This window comes from Sporosarcina sp. P34, from assembly GCF_002743375.1.
Classification (GTDB): domain Bacteria; phylum Bacillota; class Bacilli; order Bacillales_A; family Planococcaceae; genus Sporosarcina.
Genome location: NZ_PDZC01000002.1, coordinates 390,700 through 413,686, shown reverse-complemented (window position 1 = coordinate 413,686; position 22,987 = coordinate 390,700). Strand labels below are relative to the sequence as shown.

Sequence of the window (22,987 nt, the reverse complement as noted above, 5' to 3'; positions counted from 1 at the left end):
TATGGAGGTAAGGCTGAAAAATTACAAAGTTACGATTTTTATTTGAAAAAGTCTTTTAGTTTGAAAAGTTATGCGTGATCAAAATCTATTTTACGCACGATTCGTATCGATAATAGAATGGATAACCATGTCAGTAAGGCACTGATTAGTAGAACGGAGAGTGCGATTGTCCATTGATTGGTAGTTATAAGATCTGCGGTGTGCAGAAAGAATTTTTGTTCCGCAACCATTCTCGGATTTTCCATGATATTTACTATGATTCTAAACGACATCAGACTTAGTAACGGTAAGGCAATTGTTAAAGAAGACGCAAGTATATAGCCTGCCTTGAATTGCAGCGGATAAAAAAGGGAAATGATGAGGTAAAAGCATCCAAGTGCGATGAGTAATTCAGGGATTGTCATCATCCGAGTGGGAAATGGAGCAAATGTATCGAACAAGAAGATATAAACTAACACCGCAGCCGCTGACAGTCCGAACCAGATGAAACCAGACATATATTTTGCCAGTACGAATTGTTTTCTTGTTACCGGCAGGCTGTTTATTAAGACCGACTCTTTCTCAAATGCCTTATTACTCGTTGAAATAGCTATGAAATAAGCGACGAATATTAGAAGTAAAACATGACGGACAGGCTGACCATCTGTGAAAAAGTTTGTGAAAATAATGAACCATAGTGCTGTAAGTAAGAAAGTACTCGCCTTTTGTGTGTATAAGTCTTTTCGGCTCAAGGCATTCATTCGAATCCTCTCCTTCCGGTGTAGTACATAATATCTTCGAGTGTCGGTTTTTCAATAAGCAATGATGATAGGTGCTCTAAAGGAATTTCCACGGTATCTGCCAAACATTCAAAGCCGACATCTGTAGTGCGTAGTCCAATCGTAGGTAATCCGGCGAGCAGGGCACGCTGATCGGCTGTACCTTTTACCAATACATAACGTTCGGTAAATTCATCTTTCTCGCCTTGAAAAATAATACTTCCATTATGAATGAAAACAATGAAATCGGCTATTTTCTCCAAATCCGTTGTGATGTGCGTCGAGAAAAAGATTGCCTTTTCCTCATCTTGTATGAGATCCTGCATTATGTCGAGCAGTTCGCGGCGGATAATGGGATCTAGACCGGCAGTTGGTTCATCCATAATGATAAAGTCAGGATGATGAGAAAGGGCCATTGCGAGTGAAAACTTCATTCGCATACCTTTTGATAAATGTTTAACTCGTTGTGCTGTATTCAACTGAAACTTTCTTAAATAGTAATAGAATAGTTCATCGTCCCACTTTGAATAAAAGGGTGCAAGAATGCGCTTGTTTTTCTCGATAGTCAGGTCTTCGTAATAGAAATCCGCATCATAAACGAAACCGATACGCTCCTTGATATCTACAGTGTGATTTTTATGTGACTTACCAAATACACGTACTTCTCCTTGATCAGCACGAATTAAATCCATTAAACAGCGGATCGTTGTGGTTTTCCCAGCACCATTTGCCCCGATGAATCCAGTAATGAATCCTTTTTTAATATCAAAGTTCAGGTTGTTGAGTGTAAAGCCTTTAAACTGTTTCGTCAGTTTTCGTACTTCCGCTATATTTTCCATTCTTATCACTCCTCGTATAGCAATGTCAGCATATGGATTAACTCTTCCAACCCCACGTCAAATGCTCGCCCGTCTTGAATAACAGTTATCAGCTGTTTTTCAATTTTCTTTAACTGCTCTTCTTTCAATAGCTCGTGATTCTGCGCGGCTACAAATGATCCTTTTCCCGGAAATGTCTCAATAAGTCCATCCCGTTCCAGTTCTTCATAAGCTTTTTTAGTTGTGATGACACTGATCTGCAAGTCTTTCGCCAATTTGCGTATGGAAGGTAGCGCTTCTTTCTCTTTCAGTGCCCCCAATAAAATCTGCTCTTTTAGCTGGTTTTTAATTTGCAGATAAATCGGTTGGTTCACCGAATTGGAGATGAAAATATTCAATACATCACCCCTTTTCTTTCCTTACTGTATATAAACAGTATACACAGTTAAGTCAACAGCAAAAAACCTCCAAAGTAAAATCTTGGAGGTTTTTGATATGAACAATTACTATCCATTAACCCGTTTGCACTTGATCATACGAGTAATGGAAAGACTCTTTCTTTTTGTGAATCAGCAAGAAGAATAAAGTTAATGGCCCTATGCGGCCTAAAAACATGACAAAACAAAGAATCACTTCACCTGCTGGGCTAATATCTCCTGTAATTCCTAACGAAAGTCCCACAATCGCGAAAGCCGAGACGGTCTCAAATAATAAAGACAGAAAAGGCATCTTTTCAGTAACGGTCAGCAAAAATAAAGCAACAAAAATCATAACCGAGCTCACCGCTCCTATAGCCATAGAACGAAATATGACTTCTGTCTTAATGGAACGCTAGAAAATATGTGGTTCTTTTATTCCCCTAAAGTAAGAAATTGTCGCTAGCAAAATAATCATAAAGGTCGTTAACTTTATCTTATTTCCGACAGAAGACTCCCGCTTCAAGGAATGAATCGGGCACGGCCCAATGAGTAAGCGGGAGATGAATGTCGGTAATAAGATAAAAAAGATAATGAAAAGACTCGTAGCTCTTACTGAATTAGCCACAAGTCTTCGTTTTGTCTCCATAGAAAACTGTGATACAGTGTTACTAAGGGAGTGAATGAAATGAGTAATTGTGCAATAGATCATACGCAACCAGAAGTTGTAGAAAAATTAGCAGAACAGAAATCTTTCATGCCAGAAGAATTAGTGAAGAGCTGTGAGTTGTATTTAAGCAAATCATTGAGTCAAGAGTCGTTAAATGAGGTATTTCATTTGTTGAAAAAATATGACTTGGCAACAGAAAAAGAACGTGTAGACCGTGATTATAAAATGCAACAGTTATTTGTATGAGCTGAACTATATATCTACTCTATATGATAAGTAATTACTGTACGTCACTTTGTAAAAGAGAAATCGCAGACTCAAGTAACTGAATATCTTGTAGGATAAAAGTTTTGATATCGGCGGGTGCAGTACAGTACTCGTCACTGAGTAGTTCGAGCTCTCGGATGAAAATAGAACTTTCGTTTTGGTTGGTCATGATTGCAACCCTCCTTATAAGACAATTTACCCGCCAGGATAGTGTTTTAAACTGGGTTGAAATCAAATATTTCAATTACATGACATGTTGATTGCTGACTAACTTGGGTTTCGCTGGCGACCAAGTGAGCAAGAATGCCTTAGTACGACTACTTCCGATTGATAGCAAGTCTTCCATTTGTTCTTCGTTTAGATCAAATTGTGTTGCACTATAATTTTCCACAGGAATAAAGACTATGTTTTGCGCATGTTGCTTTGAAATATACTTTTCATCATGCGCGTTTTTCATTGTGGAGAATAGTGCTTCAAATAATTGTAAGGCATTTCGAATGGTGCGTCCGGGTACTTCATCTTGATTGCGACTTAGTTTGAGCCCGATTACAGGTCGTTTATGTGCAGATGTATCTTCATCAAAAATCCACATCGGGAAATTACTTAATACACCGCCGTCTACTACTATAGTACCTTTTGGTGCATCGAGACGTATGGGTTCAAAAAAGTAGGGAATGCCACAACTCATACGCAGTGCTTTCGCAATTGAAAATCGGTCAGAGTCATATCCGTATTTTTCCAAGTCGTCAGGCAATACTATCATCTTGCCATTTGTTAAATCAGATGCCACTAATTTTAATGATCCTTTCGGAAGATCACCAAATGTATAACAACCTTTACGTGCGAGTTTATCAAAAAACCACTCCTCCAACGCCTTTCCTTGATACAATCCCATTCTCCAATAAAGCGATATCCATTTCATAAAAGGAAATGGCAATAGTGTCTTTCTCGGATCCAGCAGGGCTTGGAAATCTTCTTCAGCCAACATGACTCTGACTTCATCTGCTGTATAGCCGGCTGCCAAAAAACTTGCAACAATAGCTCCTGCACTAGTGCCAGCTACGTTTTCAAAGCGATAACCTTGTTTCTCCAACTCCAGAACTGCGCCAACTAGCGCAAAACCTTTCAATCCCCCGCCTGAAAATACGCCATTGATCCGCACTGTATCCCTGCTTTCATTTTTATTGGTCTACTACTGTAAGGTCTCCGCAACAGAAATAGAACAATATTCATGTAGAAATGTATGAAAATTCCCTTTCGGTGAACTATAATAAAGAATCCATACAAACATGTACAGGATTCGATTATAGATTGTTGGAGGAGGTGTGCAACATGAGCGTATTTATGCGAATTGCACTGACATTAGTCATTATTGGTGCACTAAACTGGGGATTGATCGGATTTTTCAACTTTGACTTGGTTGCCAGTGTATTTGGAGGACAAAACACGATTCTTGCCAAGATTGTCTATGCCATTGTGGGACTGAGCGGATTGGCAGCGATTGGACTTTTAGTTAAATCAAATGAGGAGATTATTGAGGATGTGGATGAAAGAGTAGAGCCCCATAAGCATTTTGATCGAATTCGGAATGTGAATTACAACACTGAATTTGGGGAAGACTTGGATATGATGGGGAAGAATAAAAAAGTGGATCGGTCACGTAAAGAACCAAAAGAATAATTAAAAGGGTGTTCTCGTGTAAAAGCGAGAACACCCTTTCTCGTGTATTTATGAAATTTATTGCGTCTCCATGTAACAATGCGACGGTAGAAGACGTAGCTTACGTACAAAAGGGGGTGGATTTCATTATTATTGTAGGGCTAAAGCGTATGATGGTAGCTTAGTTGTTTATACAGGATAAATTGACGGAACAGAATAAGTGAAGTAAGGTGCCTTGCGGGAGTAGGCATTTTTTTGTGCGTACAAATAAATAAAAATTGATGTAAACTTTTTAGCCAGTTTAGAGTCTAATGTATAAGAGGGCAAAGAATGGGGTGACCGTCCAATGGAGATAAAGGAAAAAGAGTTGCATGTGAGAGCAATAGCTGGAGATGATGAAGCATTTCTGGCCGTGATGCAATTGCATAAGCAATCGCTTCTGCGGACAGCCTTGGCTTTTTTGCGAAACGAAGACGATGCGATTGAAGCACTTCAAGAAGTAACGTATCGTGCCTATAAAAAAGTTCGGACAGTAAAAGAACCTAGCTATCTCAAAACCTGGCTCATTCGTATCATGATAAATTATTGCCAAGATCAGTTGAAACTACGTAAGCGATACACAGTAGACGATAGTGGTTTGGAAACAGTATCAGCAGAAGACATTTCGTATATTGAATTGAGAGATGCACTGGCAACTTTATCTGACGAGGAGCAACGTTTAATTTATTTGAAATACTTTCAGGACTCAAAAATTAAAGATATAGCACAATCTGAAAATATACCGGAAAGCACCGTGAAATCGAGGCTTTACAAAACGATGCGTACGTTGAGGTCATACTTTGAAGATAAAGGGGGCAGTGATCATGTATGAGACAGAAGAAGCGCGATTAAAGCAGTTGAAAGAGCATTTAGATCAACAGTCGCTGCCTTTATCTGAAGCTGACCAGGCGATTTGTCGAGGCATGGAAAGGGCATGTCGGGAAAAAAAGCAAGCGAGAAAAAGACGTAAGAGAATCTTTGGAAGTGTAGCGGTTGTGGCATTATTGCTACTGACATTCATTACGTCTATTCGCGTATCCCCTGTATTCGCCCAGGCGGTAGCTTCCATTCCGGGTCTAGAGAAATTCGTGGAATTGATTGCGATGGATAAAGGACTCGATGCGGTAATTCAGAACGACTATTATCAAGAAATCGGAGTGACTCAAACGATTGACGATAAAACATTGACAGTAGATGGTGTCATTCTGGATGAGACGGGGATTAATATTTTCTACACAATTGAATCGAAGCGTTCGTTGAAAGGCTTACAAGTGGACTATATTAATTTGAAAGCGGAAGGCATTCCAGAGGGTAGCTTTTCTTATGGGAATATAATGGGGGAAAAAGAGGTATATACGTACAAGGATCGTATCGATTATCAGTTTGGGGAATTGTATACTTCAGAAAAGCCGTCGTTTGATTTGAAGATTGCAATCAAATTACAAGGTGAACCAACCCTATTTACTGTACCATTCACTGTGCCTGGGCAAGTAAAGCCAAGTGAAGTCTATACTATAGATAAAGAAGTAGATATCGAAGGACAGAAGTTTACAATTGAAAAGGTCACGGTATCCCCGTTGCGAGTAGGTGTGAAGATTTCCATTGACCCTGCCAATACGATGAAAATTCTACAATTCGAGGACATACGACTGGAGGATGAGAAAGGCGAAGTCTGGGGGGCTATTCAAAATGGCACGACTGCATTTGGTAGGGAGGATGGAAATTCTACATTGTTCCTTCAAAGCAATTACTTTTCAAAACCTAAAAAGCTCTATTTGCGCATCAATAAAGTGCAGGCGCTAAAAGCGGAAGAGGCCTTTGCGGAAGTGAATACGGAAACCGGGGAATGGCTCAATCAGCCAAAAGACCAAAAAATCCAGTTATTGCAATCCAATAAACATCATGCCGAATTCATAATGAAAAATGTGGATGAAGTGGAATTTCCATTTTTCTTTCTTGGATCCGCTATTGATGCAAAGGGGGTAGAAGTGGAAATCCCTACAACAGGAAAGTATGGGGATGAAGAAGCTACACATTGGGACTTGAACTTCGACCGAACAGATTACACGAATCCGCTGAGGCTGGAACTATTTGCGTATCCAAATTATCTTGAAGGCGACATAAAAATAGAATTAAAATGAAAAACGTAGTGGAGAACTCTTCACTACGTTTTTAGGTTGTTCTTCTGATAAAGCTGACATGACGGCCTGCTTGTCTATCTTGCCGATAGGAAAAACCATCTGGGCTTAAGAATGTACAAGTACGGTCGATTGTAATATTTTCTTCGGGTACTCCTGCCAGTTCACATTGCTTCTTCACTGTCAGTTGATTATCAATATGGTACTTTTTTGTCATCGCGTTATAGAAGATGAATTCGTCAGCGTAGCCAAGGTTATGAAATTTCGTATAAACATCTTCATCCACTTCAAACTTTTCTTGACTGAGTGCGGCACCGATTTGTACATGTACACGAGTTAGATCACAGTGTTCATATTGCTGTAGGTGGTGGAATAGCTTCCTTGTGATTTCTTTCACAGTGCCTTGCCAACCAGAATGAATTGCCCCAATTAATGTACTATCGTCACTGTGAAATAATACAGGAACGCAGTCAGCTGTTAAACTGCACAGCACGATATCCGGTTCAAATGTATACAGTGCATCCGTGTCGGCAATTGCCGTTTCTTGTCGCAATGCTCCTTTTCCACGGTCTTGTGCAGTCACTTTATGAAAGTTCGCGCTATGTGTTTGATTGGCAAACACGAAATCTTCCAACTCGCATTGTAAAAAGTCCGCCAATTGTCGGCGATTGTTCGTCACATCAACTGCTGACACACATGCATGCAAAGCAGTATTATTGCACTCCGGTTCACTGCAATCTTTCAAGGTCATACCTTTTAGAATATGGTTGTGGTTTTGATAGATCTTGGTTTTCATAATTCTTGATCCGCATTCAGTAATAGTTGTGTCAAAATTTGTGCACCGTAAATTAAGGCATCGGTATTAAAGGACATTTGTGGGTGATGCAACCCAGGCTTCAAATCACAACCTAATCCGATCATTGTCGCAGGAATAGAAGGCGTTTTCCACGTGTAGAAATGAAAATCTTCCGCGCCTTGAGAAATACATGGTACATCCACGTTTTCTTCTCCTAATACAGAGCCGATCGCCTGTTGTGCAAGTCGTATTGCTGTGGCATTTTCCGTAGCAGCAGGTGAATAACCTTCTTCAATGTATGCAATTTCCGTCTCTGTCAAAGCGGCAGTGTGTTGGATCATGTGGCGGGCTTTGGCTAACAGGGCATCCATTGTTTCATTCGTTTCCGCACGAACATCCAATGTGAATCGTGCACTAGCTGGAATAGAGTTGCTTGTTTCACCACCATGCAATTCGGTGATTTTGATGGAGAACTTTTTATTGCCCGCCAAACGAATTTGACGTAGTGACTGGATTAAGAAACTTGCTGCTTCGATTGGGTTATTACCTTCTTCAGGTCTCGCTGCGTGCGCAGGCGTTCCCGTGATTGTACCCGTAATCGTCGCGGACGAGCCGTGTAAAATCGCTGGTGCAGATTTACCGAACGGAACTTCTGTATGCGGACGTACATGCAGACCCCCTAGGAATAGAACATCTTCGAGCACGCCTTCTTTCATCATTTGTAACGCACCTTCTGCTAACTCTTCCGCAGGTTGGAAAATGAATCGGATAGTGTGATGCAAATCCATTTCGCAGTTCTTTAAAGCTAGCGCGGTATAGAGTGCCATCGTACTGTGCGCATCATGTCCGCAAGAATGGTTAGCAATTACTTCGCCATCGACTTCCTGTACCAATGCATCCATATCCGCGCGTAACGCAATGACACCTTGGTTACGTCCTGCGATTTCTGCAATGAATCCGTGATGACCAGTAAAGCCAGTGATACTCAATCCAGCAGCCGAAAGCTTATCCTGTAAATACCGTGATGTCTGCTGTTCTTGCCAACTAGGCTCGGCAATAGCATGCAGTTCATGATAGGTCTCTAGTATTTCCTTTTTATGATGTGCTATATAGTTTAGTGGGTCAGTCATTAAAGATTGCCTCCATTTCATAAAGTAAATGATCTTAAAAGTAAAACATATTGACTAGTAAACAGCAAAGATCGTGACGGATCATGATAAACTACTTTACCTTACAAAACCGTTACTCAACAATAGTAAAGTAACTGCTGGAATCATCAATAGAAGTACCAATTGTTTTTTTCTTTTCTGAAGTAATTATAAGTAGAGGATGTTAAAATGACTTATATCAGTTTAATTGAAACAATTGAAAAGGAATAGGTGTACAACATGAGTTTATTGACAGTAAAAAATATCAGTCACGGTTTCGGTGACCGTGTAATTTTCGAAGACGTATCATTCCGTTTATTGGCTGGTGAACATATAGGATTAATAGGTGCAAATGGGGAAGGCAAATCCACGTTTATGAATATTATTACACATAAGCTGGAGCCAGATGCAGGGACTGTCACTTGGTCAAAGCGTGTACGAATCGGATATTTAGACCAGCATGCAGCGTTGAAACAGGGGATGTCGATTCGTGATGTACTGCGCACTGCGTTTCAATATTTATATGATAGAGAAACTGAAATGAATAGTCTCTTTGCGAAGATGGGTGAAGTAGGGCCAGATGAACTAGAAGGACTGTTGGAAGAAACTGGACAAATTCAAGAATCCCTAGAGCAGAGTGATTTTTACATGATTGACGCAAAAGTAGAGGAAGTCGCAAACGGTCTAGGTCTTGATGAGTTCGGATTGGATACTGACGTGAATGATTTGAGTGGTGGCCAGCGCACAAAAGTATTATTGGCTAAACTATTACTTGAAAAGCCTGATATTTTATTGCTTGATGAGCCGACGAACTACTTGGATGTCGAGCATATTGAATGGTTGCGTACGTATTTGCAAGAGTATCCAGGAGCATTCATTTTAATCTCGCATGATATCCCATTCTTGAATAGTGTCATTAACTTGATCTACCATATGGAAAACCAACAGGTCAATCGTTACCCTGGCGATTATGACGAGTTTTTGCGTGTGCGTGAAATGAGACAGCAACAGGTCGAAGCAGCGTATAAAAAGCAACAGAAAGAGATTTCTCATTTGAAGGACTTTGTTGCGCGTAATAAAGCGAATGCAGCAACGAGTCGAATGGCAATGTCCCGACAGAAGAAACTAGATAAGATGGACATTATTGAGTTAGATTCTGAAAAACCGAAACCACATTTCGATTTCAAAACGGCAAGAACGCCTGGAAAGTATTTGTTCGAAACAACCGATCTAGTCATCGGATACGATGAACCTCTATCGAAGCCTTTGAATCTTTCAATGGAACGTGGACAAAAGATCGCTCTTGCGGGAGCAAACGGAATTGGAAAAACGACATTGTTAAAAAGTATTCTCGGGGAAATAACCGCTCTTTCAGGTAAAGTGGAGCAAGGTGAGCATCTAGCAATCGGTTACTTCGAACAGGAAACGAAAACAGATACAGATAATACATGCTTGGAAGAGATTTGGAGTGAGTTTCCACACTTGGCGCAATATGAAGTACGTGCGGCTTTAGCGAGAGTCGGACTAACGACAAAACATATTGAAAGTAAAGTAAAGGTATTAAGCGGGGGAGAGCGTGCGAAAGTCCGTCTTTGTAAACTGGTAAATAGTGAAACCAATTTATTAGTATTAGATGAACCGACAAACCACTTGGATTACGATGCAAAAGAAGAACTGAAACGTGCTCTGAAAGAATATAAAGGAAGTATCTTACTTATTTCACATGAACCGGACTTTTATGAAGATGTAGTATCCACTATTTGGAACGGGGAGACATGGACTACGAAGATGTTCTGAAAAACATTCCTGTTCCACGTGAAACAAAAAACCAACCAGAAGCGGTTGGTTTTTTGTTTTAATAATGTATAATGCCTGCTCTACTTTATTTTATAGTGCTTTATCACACCTTTCTCAAAACATCTGCATAAACTTTTTCAATGCAAATGAATGATAGCTGTTCTTCTTCGTCACAATGCCAAGCTTCCAAAGCAAAGGCGGCCCTTCTATAGGAATCATCTTAATATTTTCGTTAGTAAACTTCGTCGAGATAGATTGGGGAAGAAGCGTGATACCCAGTTTCGCAGCGACTAGTTCAATGATCAAATCCCACTGAGAGCTTTCATACGATATAGTCGGATTAAACCCGACCTCTTTGCAGGCGCCTATTATATAGCGATGTAGGGCAAAACTTTTAGAGAACAGGATGAGTTGTTCATCTTTCAACTCGGATAAAGCGACAGCATCTCGCTTTGCAAAAGGATGATCAGTATGGACAAACAAAAAGAATGTATCTGAAATAAAAGGCTGAACTTGAAAAGCGTCTCGATCTGTTGGTAGCACAATAATACCGACATCAATCTGGCCTTTATCTACAAGCTCTTCCACGACTTTGGCGCCCAACTCATGCAACTCGATTTTAATATGAGGGTAATTCCTTGATAGGTTTTTGGCGATCTGTGGAAAGAACAGTGTCCCAATCAAAGGTGGCATGCCGATTTTAATTTCTCCCGACACGCCCTCAGCTAGATCTTCAAGTAAGACGGGAAGTTCACCGATTAATTGAAGTATTTGTTTGCATTGCTCATACACAATGTCTCCTGCATCTGTCAATCGAAGGCTACGTGTAGAACGGTTGAAAAGTCTGACATTCAATTCACTTTCAAGTCTTTTCACGGATTTACTTAAAGAGGGCTGCGAAATAAAAGAATGTTCAGCGGCCTTTGTAAAACTTAAATGATTGGCTACTTGTATAAATGCCTGAAAGTCTTTAAGTTCGATGATCATCCAACCTTTCATTTATTCCGATTTGGAATATATTTGATTCACAATATTCATTTTACATATAAGTCAGAAATCTGTACACTATTACTAAAGAGTTAGAGGAGGTTACCGTATGAGTAAAGTGATGGACTCATTTATGGAAGCGGTTTCAGACATTCAAGATGGTGCTACGTTAATTGTTGGAGGCTTCGGATTATGTGGTATTCCGGAAAAATCCATACAGGCGTTACAAGATAGTGGCGTGAAAGATTTAACGGTCGCTAGCAATAATTGTGGAATAGATGATGCAGGTCTTGGAAAGTTGCTAGTTAATAAACAGATTAAAAAGATGATTGCTTCTTATGTGGGGGAAAACAAAACATTTGAAAAGCAGTTTCTTAACGGAGAGTTAGAAGTGGAACTGAGTCCGCAGGGAACGCTCGCAGAAAGAATCAGAGCGGGCGGTGCAGGAATTCCTGGATTCTATACAGCGACAGGGGTAGGTACACCAATCGCAGAAGGTAAAGAGACAAAAGAGTTTAACGGCAAGACGTATCTACTTGAAGAAGGGATCGTCGGGGACTTTGCACTTGTGAAAGCTTGGAAGGCGGATACACTTGGAAACCTAGTCTATCGCAAAACAGCCATGAACTTTAATCCGTTAGCTGCAACAGCAGGTAAAATTACGATTGCGGAAGTAGAAGAAATCGTGGAAGCCGGTGAGCTTACTCCAGAAGAAATTGATACACCAGGTATCTATGTACAGCGAGTACTACTCGGAAAAGATTATGAAAAACGCATTGAACGCTTAACAGTGAAAAAAGCGTAAAAAGGAGAAATGACCATGACGGAAACACGAAATACAATCGTAAAACGTGCAGTTGAAGAAATTCAGGACGGTATGAATGTCAACCTTGGCATTGGTATGCCCACTCTAGTTGCCAACGAAATTCCAGATGGTATGACGGTTTTATTGCAATCGGAAAATGGCCTGCTTGGCATCGGGCCTTATCCAGTAGAAGGGCAAGAGGATGCAGATCTAATCAATGCTGGAAAAGAAACGATTACGACAGTTCCAGGTTCATCCTTCTTTGATAGTGCGGAGTCGTTTGCGATGATTCGCGGTGGACACATTGACTTGGCGATTCTAGGTGGCATGGAAGTTTCGGAAAATGGAGACTTGGCCAACTGGATGATACCGGGAAAAGTGGTGAAAGGAATGGGCGGCGCAATGGACTTGGTTGTCGGTGCAAAACGTGTCGTAATCATCATGGATCATGTCAATAAACACGGCGAATCGAAAGTGAAAAAAACGTGTTCGTTGCCGTTAACGGGTCTTGGTGTTGTGGACCGACTCATCACGGATTTGGCGGTGTTTGATTTCACAGAGGACGGTATGAAGCTTGTAGAAACTGCTGCAGGTATCTCTGTGGACGAAGTAAAAGAAAAAACCGAAGCAAGTTATACGATATCTCCAAACTTTACGGCTAGATAATTCGATTGACGATACCCGCTGACGAAGGTGTCGTCTTTTTCATTGGAATGGGGGCAGGTTCATGGAGAGAATAGCTATCATAGGGTGCGGTACAATGGGCCACTCCATTGCACTGAGTGCTGCGTGGGCGGGATACGATGTGACGTTGCATGGCATAAACGTGGAAGAACTCGAGCGCGCACTGGCAAGCATTGCGAGTAAGTTACAAGTATTAACGGACAATGACTTGTTGGAGATGGAAGAAGTGGAGGCAGTAAGAGATAGGATTACTACAGTCACAACAATTGATGAGGCTGTAAAGGATGCGACGTTCATAATCGAAGCAGTGCCTGAACGTCTGGAGTTGAAGCAACAAATCTTCAAACTACTGGATCAGCTTTGCGATCCATCCGTGATTCTGGCAAGTAACACTTCGGCAATCAGTCCGACTGACATCGCAGCTCAAACTACACATCCTGAACGCACGGTCATCACACACTTTTGGCATCCGGCACATTTGATTCCATTAGTTGAAGTAGTTCGCGGATCGAAAACAAATGATGAAACGGTTAAACGTTCGATGGCATTAATGAATGGGATGAATAAAAAGCCGATCGAAGTGAAAAAGGAAGTACCCGGTTTTGTAGGGAATCGTCTACAATTCGCCTTGTTGCGTGAAGCACAGCATATTTTACAAGAAGGAATAGCGACAAAGGAAGATATAGACGCTGCAGTACAATACAGTATCGGCAGAAGATTACCCGTCACGGGTCCATTTTTATCGGCAGATATGGGTGGCCTAGATGTATATACGGACATATCGAATTATTTATATAAAGATTTATCGAATGCAAATCAATCCACAGCTAGTATGCAGGAATTAGTGGACGCGAGAGAGCTCGGTAGTAAAACGGGCAAGAGATATTATGAATGGGATCCTTCATTTACTGAGGAGGTACATACTGCGCGGGAAAAAGAACTGATCCGCTATGTAAAGCAAGATAGAGGAGGATAAATAAAAATGCCAGAACACCCAAAGCGGGTAGTTCCGGCATTTTTATTTCTTCATGAGTAAATAGCAAAAGTACGGTGCACCTATCAATGAAACAATAATACCTGCTGGAATACCACTCGGTTCCAAAATGTTTCGCCCAATTGTATCCGCTAGCAATAGAAGGAAACTGCCTAGTAAGATCGCAATAGGTAAATTCATTTGATGGCGTGGGCCGATTAAGGACTTGGCGATATGAGGCGCCATCAGACCGATGAACGCGATACCACCTGTGACTGACACAGCGGATGCAGCTAGCGCCACGGCGGTCAGCAATAACACTACACGCTCTCGTTCAATCGACACGCCGATACCTGTCGCCATAGATTCATTCAAACCGAGCATATCGAGTCGGTGTGCTTTACATAACGCAAAAGGAATTAAGAGGAGCAACCAAGGGGCCAGTGCCCAAATATAAGGCCAATCTGTTCCCCAAATATTTCCTGCTATCCACCTTGAAATGAAATCAACTTTTTCTTGCTTGGCGGAAGAAGTCAATACAACCATTACACCTGAGAGTGCCATTGAAAATCCAATACCCACTAATACAAGACGCATAGGCTGCAGTCCACTTTTTCTACTGTAAGCAAATAGGTAAATTAAAACCGATGTGATGAGGGCTCCCCCAAATCCTACTAACGGTAATAAGTAAGTGAACGCGCCAGCCTCGATTGGTACAAACAAGAAAAATAATGCAATAGCGACTCCAGCTCCAGAATTTATTCCGATGATACCGGGGTCGGCAAGGTCATTCCGTGTGATTCCTTGTAAAATAGCACCTGATAAGGCGAGCGCAGCACCGGCCAACAACGTAATGATGATTCGCGGTAGTCGAATAGTAAACAGTACAAATTCTTCTTTGAAGGTGCCTTGACCGAGAAGAGTAGGGATTAGCCGGCTCCATTCAATAGAAGCAGATCCTAAACCAAGCGCAAGAGTAGTTAGGCAGAGAATCAATACAATGAAGCATGCTCCAAGAATTCTTTGTTTTCTTCGAATATGTGGAAGTATCATGAGAATGCCTGACCTCCTTTGCGTACGATTAAAAGAAAGAACGGTAAGCCGATGATTGCAATCAATGCAGCAACAGGCGTTTCAAACGGCGCTTGCAGCATTCGTCCAACCGTATCCGCTAGCAACATAAAAGTCGCGCCTAAAATAGCGGAAATGGGGATGATGAATCGGTAATCTGTTCCGACGATTGCACGAACAATATGTGGAATCATTAATCCAACAAATGCTAAGTTACCCGCTAATGCCACAGCGGCTCCTGCTAATAAGATAATCACCATAAACAGCATGACTTTTATTTTCACTGTGTTTTGTCCAAGTCCAATCGCTACTTCTTCATTCAGGCTCAATAATGTCAACTGGCGTGAAAGCACGAGTGCGACGAGAATACCTATAATGATAACTGGGGCAATGGTCTGCAACTGTCCCCATGAAGTACCAATCAATCCGCCGGCTGTCCACATTGCTACGTCCTTTGAAATCTTAAAATACAAACCAACACCCTGTGCAATGGCGAATAAAAATGTAGAGACGGCTGCGCCTGCCAATACAAGGCGAATGGGTGCAAAGCCGCCTCGCTTCGCGGAGGCAATACCGAAGACGATCAGCGCACCGACAGCAGAGCCAATAAAGCAAGCCGTCATGATGCCGAAATAGTTGATAGTTGGAATGCATGCAAGCGCAATGGCTAAGGCGGCATTCGCCCCAGCAGTCAGTCCAAGCAACCCAGGATCAGCCAATGGGTTTCGCGTCATGCCTTGCATGATCGCCCCGGAAACAGCTAAAGCCGCACCTACAAACATAGCACCTATTTCACGTGGAAAGCGTATTTCGCGCAGGATGAGAATATGATCTTTTTGATTTGACGTGAATGAAAGGTAGATATCTTGCCATGAAGTGTGAGCGGCACCAAGCTTCAAGGCAAATAAGAAGCTGATTAGTAAAAGTATCGTGCTAGCAAATAATTTAAAACTAAATGGTATAGCTTTTCTAACATGTGTATCCACTTTATTCATCCGCTCCTTTCTTGTCATAAAAAAAGGGGTTCTTCAATGAAGAAGAGCCCCATCTTGTTTGATTACTTAGTTCCTAAAAAGCTTTTGATGAAGAAATCGAGCTGATTATCCAGTGTATAGGCATCATTGAAAGAGAATTCTGCTGTATTTACCTGATAGACTTGATCATTTTTGACGGCAGGAATATTCTTGTATGTTTCTGTTTCCAGGAATGAATTATCTCCCGTATCACTTTTACTTAATATGATATAGTCCCCGGCAAATTCAGGCAAGACTTCTGCAGATAGCGCATAATATCCGTCTTTCTTCGTCATTTCCTTTACTTTTTCAGGCATCGCTAATTTCATTTCCTGATATAAGATTTCCGTTCCTCTTCCCCAGTTATCACCGAAGACATAAATTTGTTTGTCAAACTCTTCAATGACGGAAACTGTCGAATCTTTTCCGATTTTGGCTTTAATGTCTTCTCCCGCCTGTTGTGCACGTGCCTTAAATGCATCTACCCATTCTGTTGCTTCTTTTTCTTTATTCAATAACTTACCAATTTCGATTTGCTGTGTTAAATAATCTACTTTTCCGTATGTATACGTAACAGTAGGAGCAATTTCTTTTAGTTTGTCAATATTTTTAATAGTGTTAAGTCCAATAATTAAATCGGGTTCCAGTTCAATGATTTTTTCAATATTTTCATCAGAAACTTCTTCTACATCTTTCAAAAATGAATCAAAGCTTGGATTATCTTTTGACCAAGATTCAGCTCCTACCAAATTCACGCCAAATTCATGTACAGTACCCGCAAAACTAGATAACACCACAACACGCTGTGGATTAGCGGGAACCTCTACTGGACCTTCTTCAGATTGATAGGTAATCGTGTCACTTGTTCCTTGTTCTTTTGAAGGTGTATCTTCTTTCGCAGGTTCTTCCTGTTTGTTTCCACAAGCTGCTAACGCAAGTACGATAAGCAAAAGAGCAGGTAATAGAATTTTCTTCAACAGTTATTCGTCTCCTTTTAGTAAATCATATGTAATACATAACGGTTTGCCCGTTCTTGGATCCGTTCCAATTTCGGCATCAATTCGAAATACTTCTCGCAGTATATCTGGCCGTATTACTTCCTCGCACACGCCTGCGCGTACAATTTCACCATCTTTCATCGCAATGATGAAATCGGCAAAACGTGCTGCTTGATTCAAATCATGAAGTACCATGATAATGGTGCGTTGCTGCTCCTCATTAAGCTTTTGCAATAGCTCAAGCACTTCTAGTTGATGTGCCATATCCAAATAGGTAGTTGGTTCATCTAGGAAGATGATATCTGTTTCCTGGGCGAGTGCCATCGCAATCCAAACGCGCTGTCGTTGACCACCGGATAATGCATCTACTTGACGGTATTTGAATTCAGTCGTATTGGTGACTTCGAGCGCCCAATTGATAACATCCATATCACGTGCTGTCAAACGTCCCATTGCATTCTGGTAAGGAAATCTACCGTAAGATACCAATTCACCAACTGTTAAACCACTGGCGGCTTCTTGTGTCTGTGGAAGAATAGCCATCTTTTGTGCGAGCTGCTTCGTTTTTTGTTTAACAATATTTCTGCCATCTACTATCACTTCTCCTGATTGATGCGGAATTAAGCGCGTGACAGCTTTTAGAAATGTGGATTTGCCACACCCGTTTGCTCCGATAATAGCAGTCACTTTCTTGTCAGGTATTTGGACCGATAACCCATTAACGATCAGATGATTATCATATGAAACTTGTAGATTTTCTGTATACAAGCGAACCATTTCGTAAAATCAAACCTTTCCTACTAAGTAATCATTGATAATGATTATCAATATCGGTACAATAAAAACTATAAATTGAAATGCAAGCGATGTCAATAATTATTTGTAAAGGAGAAGATGGAATGAAACAAGATCAGCTACTGGACGTGACGATTATCGGCGGAGGACCCGCGGGGTTATACGCTGCTTTCTATAGTGGGTTGCGTGAAATGAAGACGAAAATCATTGAATATCAGCAGCAGCTTGGAGGAAAGATCCATGTCTATCCTGAAAAAATGATTTGGGATATTGGCGGCATGACACCGGCACCAGGAGCACAGGTAATTGAACGGCTTGTGACCCAAGGGTTAACTTTTGATCCGGAAGTCGTGCTCAACGAGAAAATTGTGAAGATCGAAAAGATAGCAGGCAAGCATTTTGCATTACATGGCTCTTCGGGTACTGTTCATTACAGCAAAACCGTAATACTCGCAACAGGTACAGGTATTTTGAATCCACAGAAGATTGAAGTGGAAGGCGCAGAACGCTTTGAAGTGTCGAATTTGAACTATACGGTAAAATCTTTGGGACGTTTCAAAGGGAAGACCGTCTTGATTTCGGGCGGTGGCAACGCGGCAATTGACTGGGCCAATGAACTGCAACCCATTGCTAAGAAAGTGTACCTAACTTATCGTAAAGAGAGCTTAAACGGCCATGAAGCGCAAGTGCGACAACTCTTGGAGAGTGGCGTGATCTGTCACTTCAATACGAATATATCTCGATTCATTGCATCTGAGGACCATAGCTCAATTGAGAGAGTGGAGCTACGACACAATGAAGATGAAACAGTTACCACGATAGCTGTAGATGAAGTAATCATTAATCACGGTTATGAGCGTGATACGTCGTTAATTGGTGATCAGCAACTGGGTGTTGAACTAACGGAACATAAACAGATTGCCGGAACGTGCACGAGTGCTACGTCTATAGAAGGGATGTATGCGGCAGGGGATGTACTGAGCCACAAAGGCAAGCTGCATTTAATAGCAGGGGCATTTCAAGATGCAGCGAATGCTGTGAACTGCGCCAAAATCTATATCGACCCCGAAGCAAATAAAAATGGTATGGTATCTTCTCATAATGAACTCTTCAAGGAACGAAATCGTGAATTAGTGAAACAACTCGTATAAAAAAGAACTGACCAACGATGTTTTTTATCGTAGCGTCAGTTCTTTTATTTAGATATTCTCGAGTTTCTCCAGCCGTTTCATCAGCATGCCCCGCCACTCTTCAGCCAGTGCATCGACTTCCAGAATTCGCTTCAATCCTCCCGAATCTCTAGGACGCTGAAAATACACTTCATTTGCATAAAGGATGGAAACTTGGTTTGGATCTTGTTGCAGCAAAGTAATGGTTGAATCTGAACGGACAATTCCTTCTTCCACAACACGGCATAAATAGCCTGTGAATCCAGTGTTGACCATTCCCCTCATCAAATCGGGTAAGCCAGTTCGCTTACTAATTGTGCTACAAGGGACTCGCCCCTGTATTACTTGAATAACTGCTTCTCCCACTGTAAACATATCTCCAATACATATATCTTTCTCAAGCATTCCATCCACTGTCAGATTTTCTCCGAAAGTAGAAGAGGGCAACGTGCAGGAAAATTTCTTTTCCCAGAAAGTATAGTGCTCACTCGGATAGATACAGACCGCTCGATCAGGACCGCCATGATGTTTCGTATCCGCAATCCCGTCTCCTTGAAAACCATCCACAGAAAGATATGCTTTTTCGACAGACTGCTTACAAATAGCACTGGAAAATTCTCCACCAGTAGTAGATTGTACGATTCGCGGCATCCCAATAGATAGCGTCCGCAATGAAGGTTCACTGTTCAATAAAAATCCCTACTTTCCGCGTGTTCATACATGTAGTATACAATAAACGCGATTTATAGAAGGGATTAGTATAGCGCATGTTAGATTGCGACCATGATCAACCAAAAGATATGCATGAACAATACGGCAATATAAATAAATAATGCAGTAGTCAAAGAAATACGTACGATAATCCCTGATGAACTAACCGTTACGATATATAAAAGTAATAAAGGTAATCCTAGTTTTACCACGTAGAACAAAGGAATACTTTGTTCATATAAAAATGATACTAGCAAATTGGCTTCTTCTATAAGACCAAACCGCAAACCATAATCCGTGAAAATGGCATCTAATAAACATAAGCAAGCCAATAGAAAACCTGCATTTATTAATCTGTTTTGCTGAATAGGAAAATCCTTAACTGTATTCATTTTATCGGCTCCTTACATACAGTGTAGTTACCTAGGGTGAGTAATAAGTGATGATTTTATTCATTGATTACCATAATTTTATATAATTATTTATTTGCATTAGGCTATGAAAATGCGTATAGTACATTACAACAGTAATGTACTACGTAACCTTGAGGTGGTGAAGTTCTTGCTTGAGATGGATGGAGAAAAGCCGATTTATATACAAATTGCAGAATGGTTAGAGACAGAAATTATTGACGGTACGTTACAAGCGGACGATAAAGTGTACTCGCAGTATCAATTGGCAGATCTTTTCAATATCAATCCTGCGACTGCTGGAAAGGGACTGACGATTTTACTAGACGCGGAACTTATTTATAAAAAACGTGGCCTTGGCACATTTGTAACGGCTGACGCACGTGAGAAACTACTGGCGAAGCGTAAAGGCGGTAGGTTAAGTCGTCTGGTGCAGGATCTGCTTAATGAAGCGGCATTACTTGGGCTGGAAGAAGATCAGCTAATTAAATTAATCCAGGCAGGGCGAAAGGAGAGGTCATAATGTCAGCAATTACGTTGAAAAACGTGTCAAAAAGTTATCGATCTATTACAGTACTGGACCAGTTAAATTTAGAAATCCGTGAGAATGTCATTACGGGACTGGTAGGACGTAATGGTGTGGGAAAGACGACGTTGATGAAGATGATTGCGGGATTCATAAAAGAGTCGGAGGGAGAACTTCGTGTGTTTGGTGAGCATCCCTTCAATAGTCTCAAGGTTTCCGCCAACATGATGTTTATTGACGATATGATGGGCTTCCCGGATGCACTAACATTGGATGATTTACTAACAGAATGTGATCGCTTCTATGAAAATTGGAATCAAGATCTAGCTATGCGTCTGCTTGAATACTTTAAATTACCGCTGTCGTTGAATCACCGGGTACTGTCAAAAGGGAAGCGTAGTACATTCAACGCAATTATTGGTATTGCCACACGTTGTCCACTCACGATGTTTGATGAGCCAATTACAGGAATGGATGCTGGGGCGCGCAGGGATTTTTACAGGGCGCTGCTGAAAGATTATATCGCTTATCCCCGCACTATTTTGTTGTCGAGTCATCATATGGAAGAAATGGAGGATTTGCTGGAGGATATTTTGGTGATTGACGGCAAGAGCATCTCGTTTCATGGTCCAATAACTGAACTGCAGGAAAAATTCCTGTCACTTCAAGCGCGAGAGAGTGTGCTGAAATCCTATGCGATTCGCTATGCGGTTGTTCATCGAGCAAACGCAGGACCAATGACAGAATGGATTGTAGACAACCAGCATACCAAAGCGGAAGTAGAAGAGTTGAAGCAGGCAGGCATTCGCGTATCGGCAGTTTCTGCAAGCCAAGCGTACTTGGCGATGACGGGCCAGGCGACAGGAGGGGTAGACGATGTTTTCAACGCAATGGAGCGTCAATGAACTGGCGAAGCGTCAGTATTTATTTAAATTGAGTACCAATGGAGCGGTATTTACTACGTTGATAGTGCTACAGATTATTGGGACTATATTTATAAGTGGTGCGGGGTCCTCATCTATGAACGAATGGGAAGAGATGATTTCTGTTAACTACACGTCCATATCAAATGATAGTCAGGTAGGTCTGACATTATTCTGGGCACTCATTGTTGGATTTCTGCTGACATCAGCTGCACAGCGTAATGAATCCTTTTCATTCGTGACGAATCGTCTGACCTTCCAGCTGGCGAACTTTTATTTCATTTGCACAGCCGCATTACTTGGTGGTGTAATGACCGTGTTGATCGGGTCGGTCATGAAAATTGTTGCGCTGTTTGGCGATAATGTCATTATAGAAACGACAGGCCTTCTGTCATCGCCGCTTGATTTCTTCTCCCGGATTCTCGTTATGACCGCGTACACATTGCTGATTATGATGATCGGGTATTTACTTGGAACCTTAATACAGTTTAGCAAGTTGTTCATTGCCTTGTTTGGATTGATCTGGTTTGTGTATTTCACGTTCGGTGTCAGCCTGTCAGTTGGCGAAGGTGATAGCGTATTGTACTTTTACTACGGAGAGACATCTATTCTAGTGTTTGTTTTGAAAGTAGTAGTATCGGTTGCTGTATTGTTCGGTATTAGCCTCTTTGTGACAAATCGTTTGGAGGTGAGAAATCCATGATGTTTTTTATGGTGTTAATACCGATAGTCCTGCTTCTTGGTCTGGTTCCCATTGTGATATTTACGAAAAACATGAAACGTACACGATTGAAAAAATCATTTCATCGCAATATTATTGTAGGTTATCTTGTGTTATTGTTACTCGGTGTTTTTGTGGCGGAATTCATGGAGCGTAAGGTAGAACTTCATATTCCACCAAAAGTAACGGATAAAAATATTGAATTTGATTTGCAATCTGCGATTGTAGAAGGGGCGACGATTCCTGAACATCTCGTTCTGGCGAAGCGGTCACATGAGGTGAAAGATGAACTATCGATATCTCCTTTCACTGGCGCTTATATGTTGATTGAACGTACACCTCATCACAGTAATGTGGTCAGTGAAACCGTCTACACCCCTGAGTTATTGGCAAATATCGGTGATGGTGATGGGGATGATGTGTATTATGACTTTACGGATCAGCTTAAAATAGCATTGCCGGTTTGGGAAAACAATTGGATGACTGTTCCTAAACAGCCTCGGAATACTATTCAGTATACATTTTATCATGATTCAAATATATTGAATCAGTTCACTGGTGAAAAAACGCATGGTTATTCCTCTGGCTCAGTGTCGGCAACCATGATGATTCACTTGGTCATACCCGAATCGATTGAGTTGAATCTTCCTGAAATTGAAAGTGAACGTGGAACCTATATAGAATTTCTTGAATAG

General features: G+C 41.2%; 28 protein-coding genes. 13 read left to right on the top strand and 15 right to left on the bottom strand.

From position 1 onward, the window contains the following. Positions 1-68: 68 nt before the first annotated feature. The 4 genes from CSV63_RS05980 to CSV63_RS05965 all read right to left on the bottom strand — a co-directional run bounded on the left by CSV63_RS05980 (position 69) and on the right by CSV63_RS05965 (position 2,347). Positions 69-740 (bottom strand): ABC-2 transporter permease, encoded by a 672-nt coding sequence (locus CSV63_RS05980; RefSeq protein WP_099694977.1) that lies wholly within the window; start codon positions 738-740, stop codon positions 69-71. Further along, positions 737-1,597: an ABC transporter ATP-binding protein gene (locus CSV63_RS05975; protein ID WP_099694976.1), complete on the bottom strand. Its 861-nt coding sequence runs from the start codon at positions 1,595-1,597 to the stop codon at positions 737-739. Before CSV63_RS05975 ends, CSV63_RS05980 begins: the two co-directional genes overlap by 4 nt. 5 nt (positions 1,598-1,602) lie before the next feature. After that, positions 1,603-1,974 (bottom strand): GntR family transcriptional regulator, encoded by a 372-nt coding sequence (locus CSV63_RS05970; RefSeq protein WP_099694975.1) that lies wholly within the window; start codon positions 1,972-1,974, stop codon positions 1,603-1,605. 115 nt (positions 1,975-2,089) lie between these two features. Continuing rightward, positions 2,090-2,347, bottom strand: a complete 258-nt coding sequence (locus tag CSV63_RS05965) for a potassium transporter TrkG (RefSeq protein ID WP_099694974.1) — start codon at positions 2,345-2,347, stop codon at positions 2,090-2,092. A gap of 333 nt (positions 2,348-2,680) precedes the next feature. On the opposite strand from CSV63_RS05965, the gene CSV63_RS05960 reads away from it, so the two are divergent. Continuing rightward, on the top strand, positions 2,681-2,908 hold the full coding sequence (locus CSV63_RS05960; RefSeq protein WP_099694973.1) for a group-specific protein: 228 nt from the start codon (positions 2,681-2,683) through the stop codon (positions 2,906-2,908). 34 nt (positions 2,909-2,942) lie between these two features. Here CSV63_RS05960 and CSV63_RS16450 read toward each other — a convergent pair whose 3' ends face one another. Together CSV63_RS16450 and CSV63_RS05955 are read right to left on the bottom strand one after the other, a co-directional pair. After that, complete coding sequence (locus CSV63_RS16450; RefSeq protein WP_158233918.1) at positions 2,943-3,098, bottom strand: hypothetical protein; 156 nt, start codon at positions 3,096-3,098, stop codon at positions 2,943-2,945. Between the two features lie 75 nt (positions 3,099-3,173). Beyond that, positions 3,174-4,091 carry a patatin-like phospholipase family protein gene (locus tag CSV63_RS05955; RefSeq protein ID WP_099694972.1) on the bottom strand — a complete coding sequence of 306 codons (918 nt, stop codon included), beginning with the start codon at positions 4,089-4,091 and terminating at the stop codon, positions 3,174-3,176. Between the two features lie 170 nt (positions 4,092-4,261). Here CSV63_RS05955 and CSV63_RS05950 point away from each other — a divergent pair, with 170 nt between their 5' ends. The 3 genes from CSV63_RS05950 to CSV63_RS05940 all read left to right on the top strand — a co-directional run bounded on the left by CSV63_RS05950 (position 4,262) and on the right by CSV63_RS05940 (position 6,768). Further along, positions 4,262-4,609 (top strand): DUF378 domain-containing protein, encoded by a 348-nt coding sequence (locus tag CSV63_RS05950; RefSeq protein WP_099694971.1) that lies wholly within the window; start codon positions 4,262-4,264, stop codon positions 4,607-4,609. Between the two features lie 325 nt (positions 4,610-4,934). After that, entirely contained in the window at positions 4,935-5,459 is a 525-nt protein-coding gene (locus tag CSV63_RS05945) for an RNA polymerase sigma factor (RefSeq protein ID WP_233191961.1), read from the top strand. Further along, on the top strand, positions 5,452-6,768 hold the full coding sequence (locus CSV63_RS05940; RefSeq protein ID WP_099694970.1) for a DUF4179 domain-containing protein: 1,317 nt from the start codon (positions 5,452-5,454) through the stop codon (positions 6,766-6,768). Before CSV63_RS05945 ends, CSV63_RS05940 begins: the two co-directional genes overlap by 8 nt. A gap of 31 nt (positions 6,769-6,799) precedes the next feature. Here CSV63_RS05940 and CSV63_RS05935 read toward each other — a convergent pair whose 3' ends face one another. Next, complete coding sequence (locus tag CSV63_RS05935; RefSeq protein ID WP_099694969.1) at positions 6,800-7,561, bottom strand: purine nucleoside phosphorylase YfiH/LACC1 family protein; 762 nt, start codon at positions 7,559-7,561, stop codon at positions 6,800-6,802. Further along, the gene (locus CSV63_RS05930; protein WP_099694968.1) at positions 7,558-8,691 is read right to left on the bottom strand and encodes an amidohydrolase; all 1,134 of its coding nucleotides are present in this window, start codon (positions 8,689-8,691) and stop codon (positions 7,558-7,560) included. Before CSV63_RS05930 ends, CSV63_RS05935 begins: the two co-directional genes overlap by 4 nt. A gap of 258 nt (positions 8,692-8,949) precedes the next feature. Between CSV63_RS05930 and CSV63_RS05925 the strand changes: the two genes are divergently transcribed. Then, entirely contained in the window at positions 8,950-10,506 is a 1,557-nt protein-coding gene (locus tag CSV63_RS05925) for an ABC-F family ATP-binding cassette domain-containing protein (RefSeq protein ID WP_099694967.1), read from the top strand. A 114-nt stretch (positions 10,507-10,620) separates the two neighbouring features. Here CSV63_RS05925 and CSV63_RS05920 read toward each other — a convergent pair whose 3' ends face one another. Continuing rightward, on the bottom strand, positions 10,621-11,487 hold the full coding sequence (locus tag CSV63_RS05920) for a LysR family transcriptional regulator (protein ID WP_099695021.1): 867 nt from the start codon (positions 11,485-11,487) through the stop codon (positions 10,621-10,623). A gap of 115 nt (positions 11,488-11,602) precedes the next feature. Between CSV63_RS05920 and CSV63_RS05915 the strand changes: the two genes are divergently transcribed. The 3 genes from CSV63_RS05915 to CSV63_RS05905 all read left to right on the top strand — a co-directional run bounded on the left by CSV63_RS05915 (position 11,603) and on the right by CSV63_RS05905 (position 13,958). Further along, the gene (locus CSV63_RS05915) at positions 11,603-12,298 is read left to right on the top strand and encodes a CoA transferase subunit A (protein ID WP_099694966.1); all 696 of its coding nucleotides are present in this window, start codon (positions 11,603-11,605) and stop codon (positions 12,296-12,298) included. 15 nt (positions 12,299-12,313) lie between these two features. Next, the gene (locus CSV63_RS05910; RefSeq protein WP_099694965.1) at positions 12,314-12,964 is read left to right on the top strand and encodes a 3-oxoacid CoA-transferase subunit B; all 651 of its coding nucleotides are present in this window, start codon (positions 12,314-12,316) and stop codon (positions 12,962-12,964) included. Between the two features lie 61 nt (positions 12,965-13,025). Next, positions 13,026-13,958, top strand: a complete 933-nt coding sequence (locus CSV63_RS05905; protein WP_099694964.1) for a 3-hydroxyacyl-CoA dehydrogenase family protein — start codon at positions 13,026-13,028, stop codon at positions 13,956-13,958. Between the two features lie 42 nt (positions 13,959-14,000). Here the strand turns inward: CSV63_RS05905 and CSV63_RS05900 are convergent, their stop codons facing one another. The 4 genes from CSV63_RS05900 to CSV63_RS05885 all read right to left on the bottom strand — a co-directional run bounded on the left by CSV63_RS05900 (position 14,001) and on the right by CSV63_RS05885 (position 17,814). Further along, a complete protein-coding gene (locus tag CSV63_RS05900) occupies positions 14,001-15,008 on the bottom strand; it encodes a FecCD family ABC transporter permease (RefSeq protein WP_099694963.1) in 1,008 nt (335 codons plus the stop codon). Next, positions 15,005-16,021, bottom strand: a complete 1,017-nt coding sequence (locus CSV63_RS05895) for a FecCD family ABC transporter permease (protein ID WP_099694962.1) — start codon at positions 16,019-16,021, stop codon at positions 15,005-15,007. Before CSV63_RS05895 ends, CSV63_RS05900 begins: the two co-directional genes overlap by 4 nt. 62 nt (positions 16,022-16,083) lie before the next feature. Further along, positions 16,084-17,016 carry an iron-hydroxamate ABC transporter substrate-binding protein gene (locus CSV63_RS05890; protein WP_099694961.1) on the bottom strand — a complete coding sequence of 311 codons (933 nt, stop codon included), beginning with the start codon at positions 17,014-17,016 and terminating at the stop codon, positions 16,084-16,086. A gap of 3 nt (positions 17,017-17,019) precedes the next feature. After that, positions 17,020-17,814, bottom strand: coding sequence for an ABC transporter ATP-binding protein (locus CSV63_RS05885; protein ID WP_099694960.1), 795 nt, complete (start codon positions 17,812-17,814; stop codon positions 17,020-17,022). 122 nt (positions 17,815-17,936) lie between these two features. Between CSV63_RS05885 and CSV63_RS05880 the strand changes: the two genes are divergently transcribed. Further along, positions 17,937-18,983 (top strand): NAD(P)/FAD-dependent oxidoreductase, encoded by a 1,047-nt coding sequence (locus CSV63_RS05880; protein ID WP_099694959.1) that lies wholly within the window; start codon positions 17,937-17,939, stop codon positions 18,981-18,983. Positions 18,984-19,031: 48 nt separating this feature from the next. Here the strand turns inward: CSV63_RS05880 and CSV63_RS05875 are convergent, their stop codons facing one another. Both CSV63_RS05875 and CSV63_RS05870 read right to left on the bottom strand, forming a co-directional pair. Beyond that, the gene (locus tag CSV63_RS05875; RefSeq protein ID WP_099695020.1) at positions 19,032-19,652 is read right to left on the bottom strand and encodes an MOSC domain-containing protein; all 621 of its coding nucleotides are present in this window, start codon (positions 19,650-19,652) and stop codon (positions 19,032-19,034) included. Positions 19,653-19,771: 119 nt separating this feature from the next. Next, the gene (locus CSV63_RS05870; RefSeq protein WP_099694958.1) at positions 19,772-20,104 is read right to left on the bottom strand and encodes a DUF5658 family protein; all 333 of its coding nucleotides are present in this window, start codon (positions 20,102-20,104) and stop codon (positions 19,772-19,774) included. Positions 20,105-20,282: 178 nt separating this feature from the next. On the opposite strand from CSV63_RS05870, the gene CSV63_RS05865 reads away from it, so the two are divergent. From CSV63_RS05865 to CSV63_RS05850, 4 genes are read left to right on the top strand one after another with little or no spacing between them, the layout of a single operon-like run. Further along, positions 20,283-20,645, top strand: coding sequence for a GntR family transcriptional regulator (locus CSV63_RS05865; protein WP_233191968.1), 363 nt, complete (start codon positions 20,283-20,285; stop codon positions 20,643-20,645). Further along, positions 20,645-21,553 carry an ATP-binding cassette domain-containing protein gene (locus CSV63_RS05860; protein ID WP_233191959.1) on the top strand — a complete coding sequence of 303 codons (909 nt, stop codon included), beginning with the start codon at positions 20,645-20,647 and terminating at the stop codon, positions 21,551-21,553. Before CSV63_RS05865 ends, CSV63_RS05860 begins: the two co-directional genes overlap by 1 nt. Beyond that, entirely contained in the window at positions 21,525-22,274 is a 750-nt protein-coding gene (locus CSV63_RS05855; RefSeq protein WP_099694955.1) for a hypothetical protein, read from the top strand. The genes CSV63_RS05860 and CSV63_RS05855 overlap by 29 nt, the downstream gene beginning before the upstream one ends. Continuing rightward, on the top strand, positions 22,271-22,987 hold the full coding sequence (locus tag CSV63_RS05850; RefSeq protein WP_099694954.1) for a hypothetical protein: 717 nt from the start codon (positions 22,271-22,273) through the stop codon (positions 22,985-22,987). Before CSV63_RS05855 ends, CSV63_RS05850 begins: the two co-directional genes overlap by 4 nt.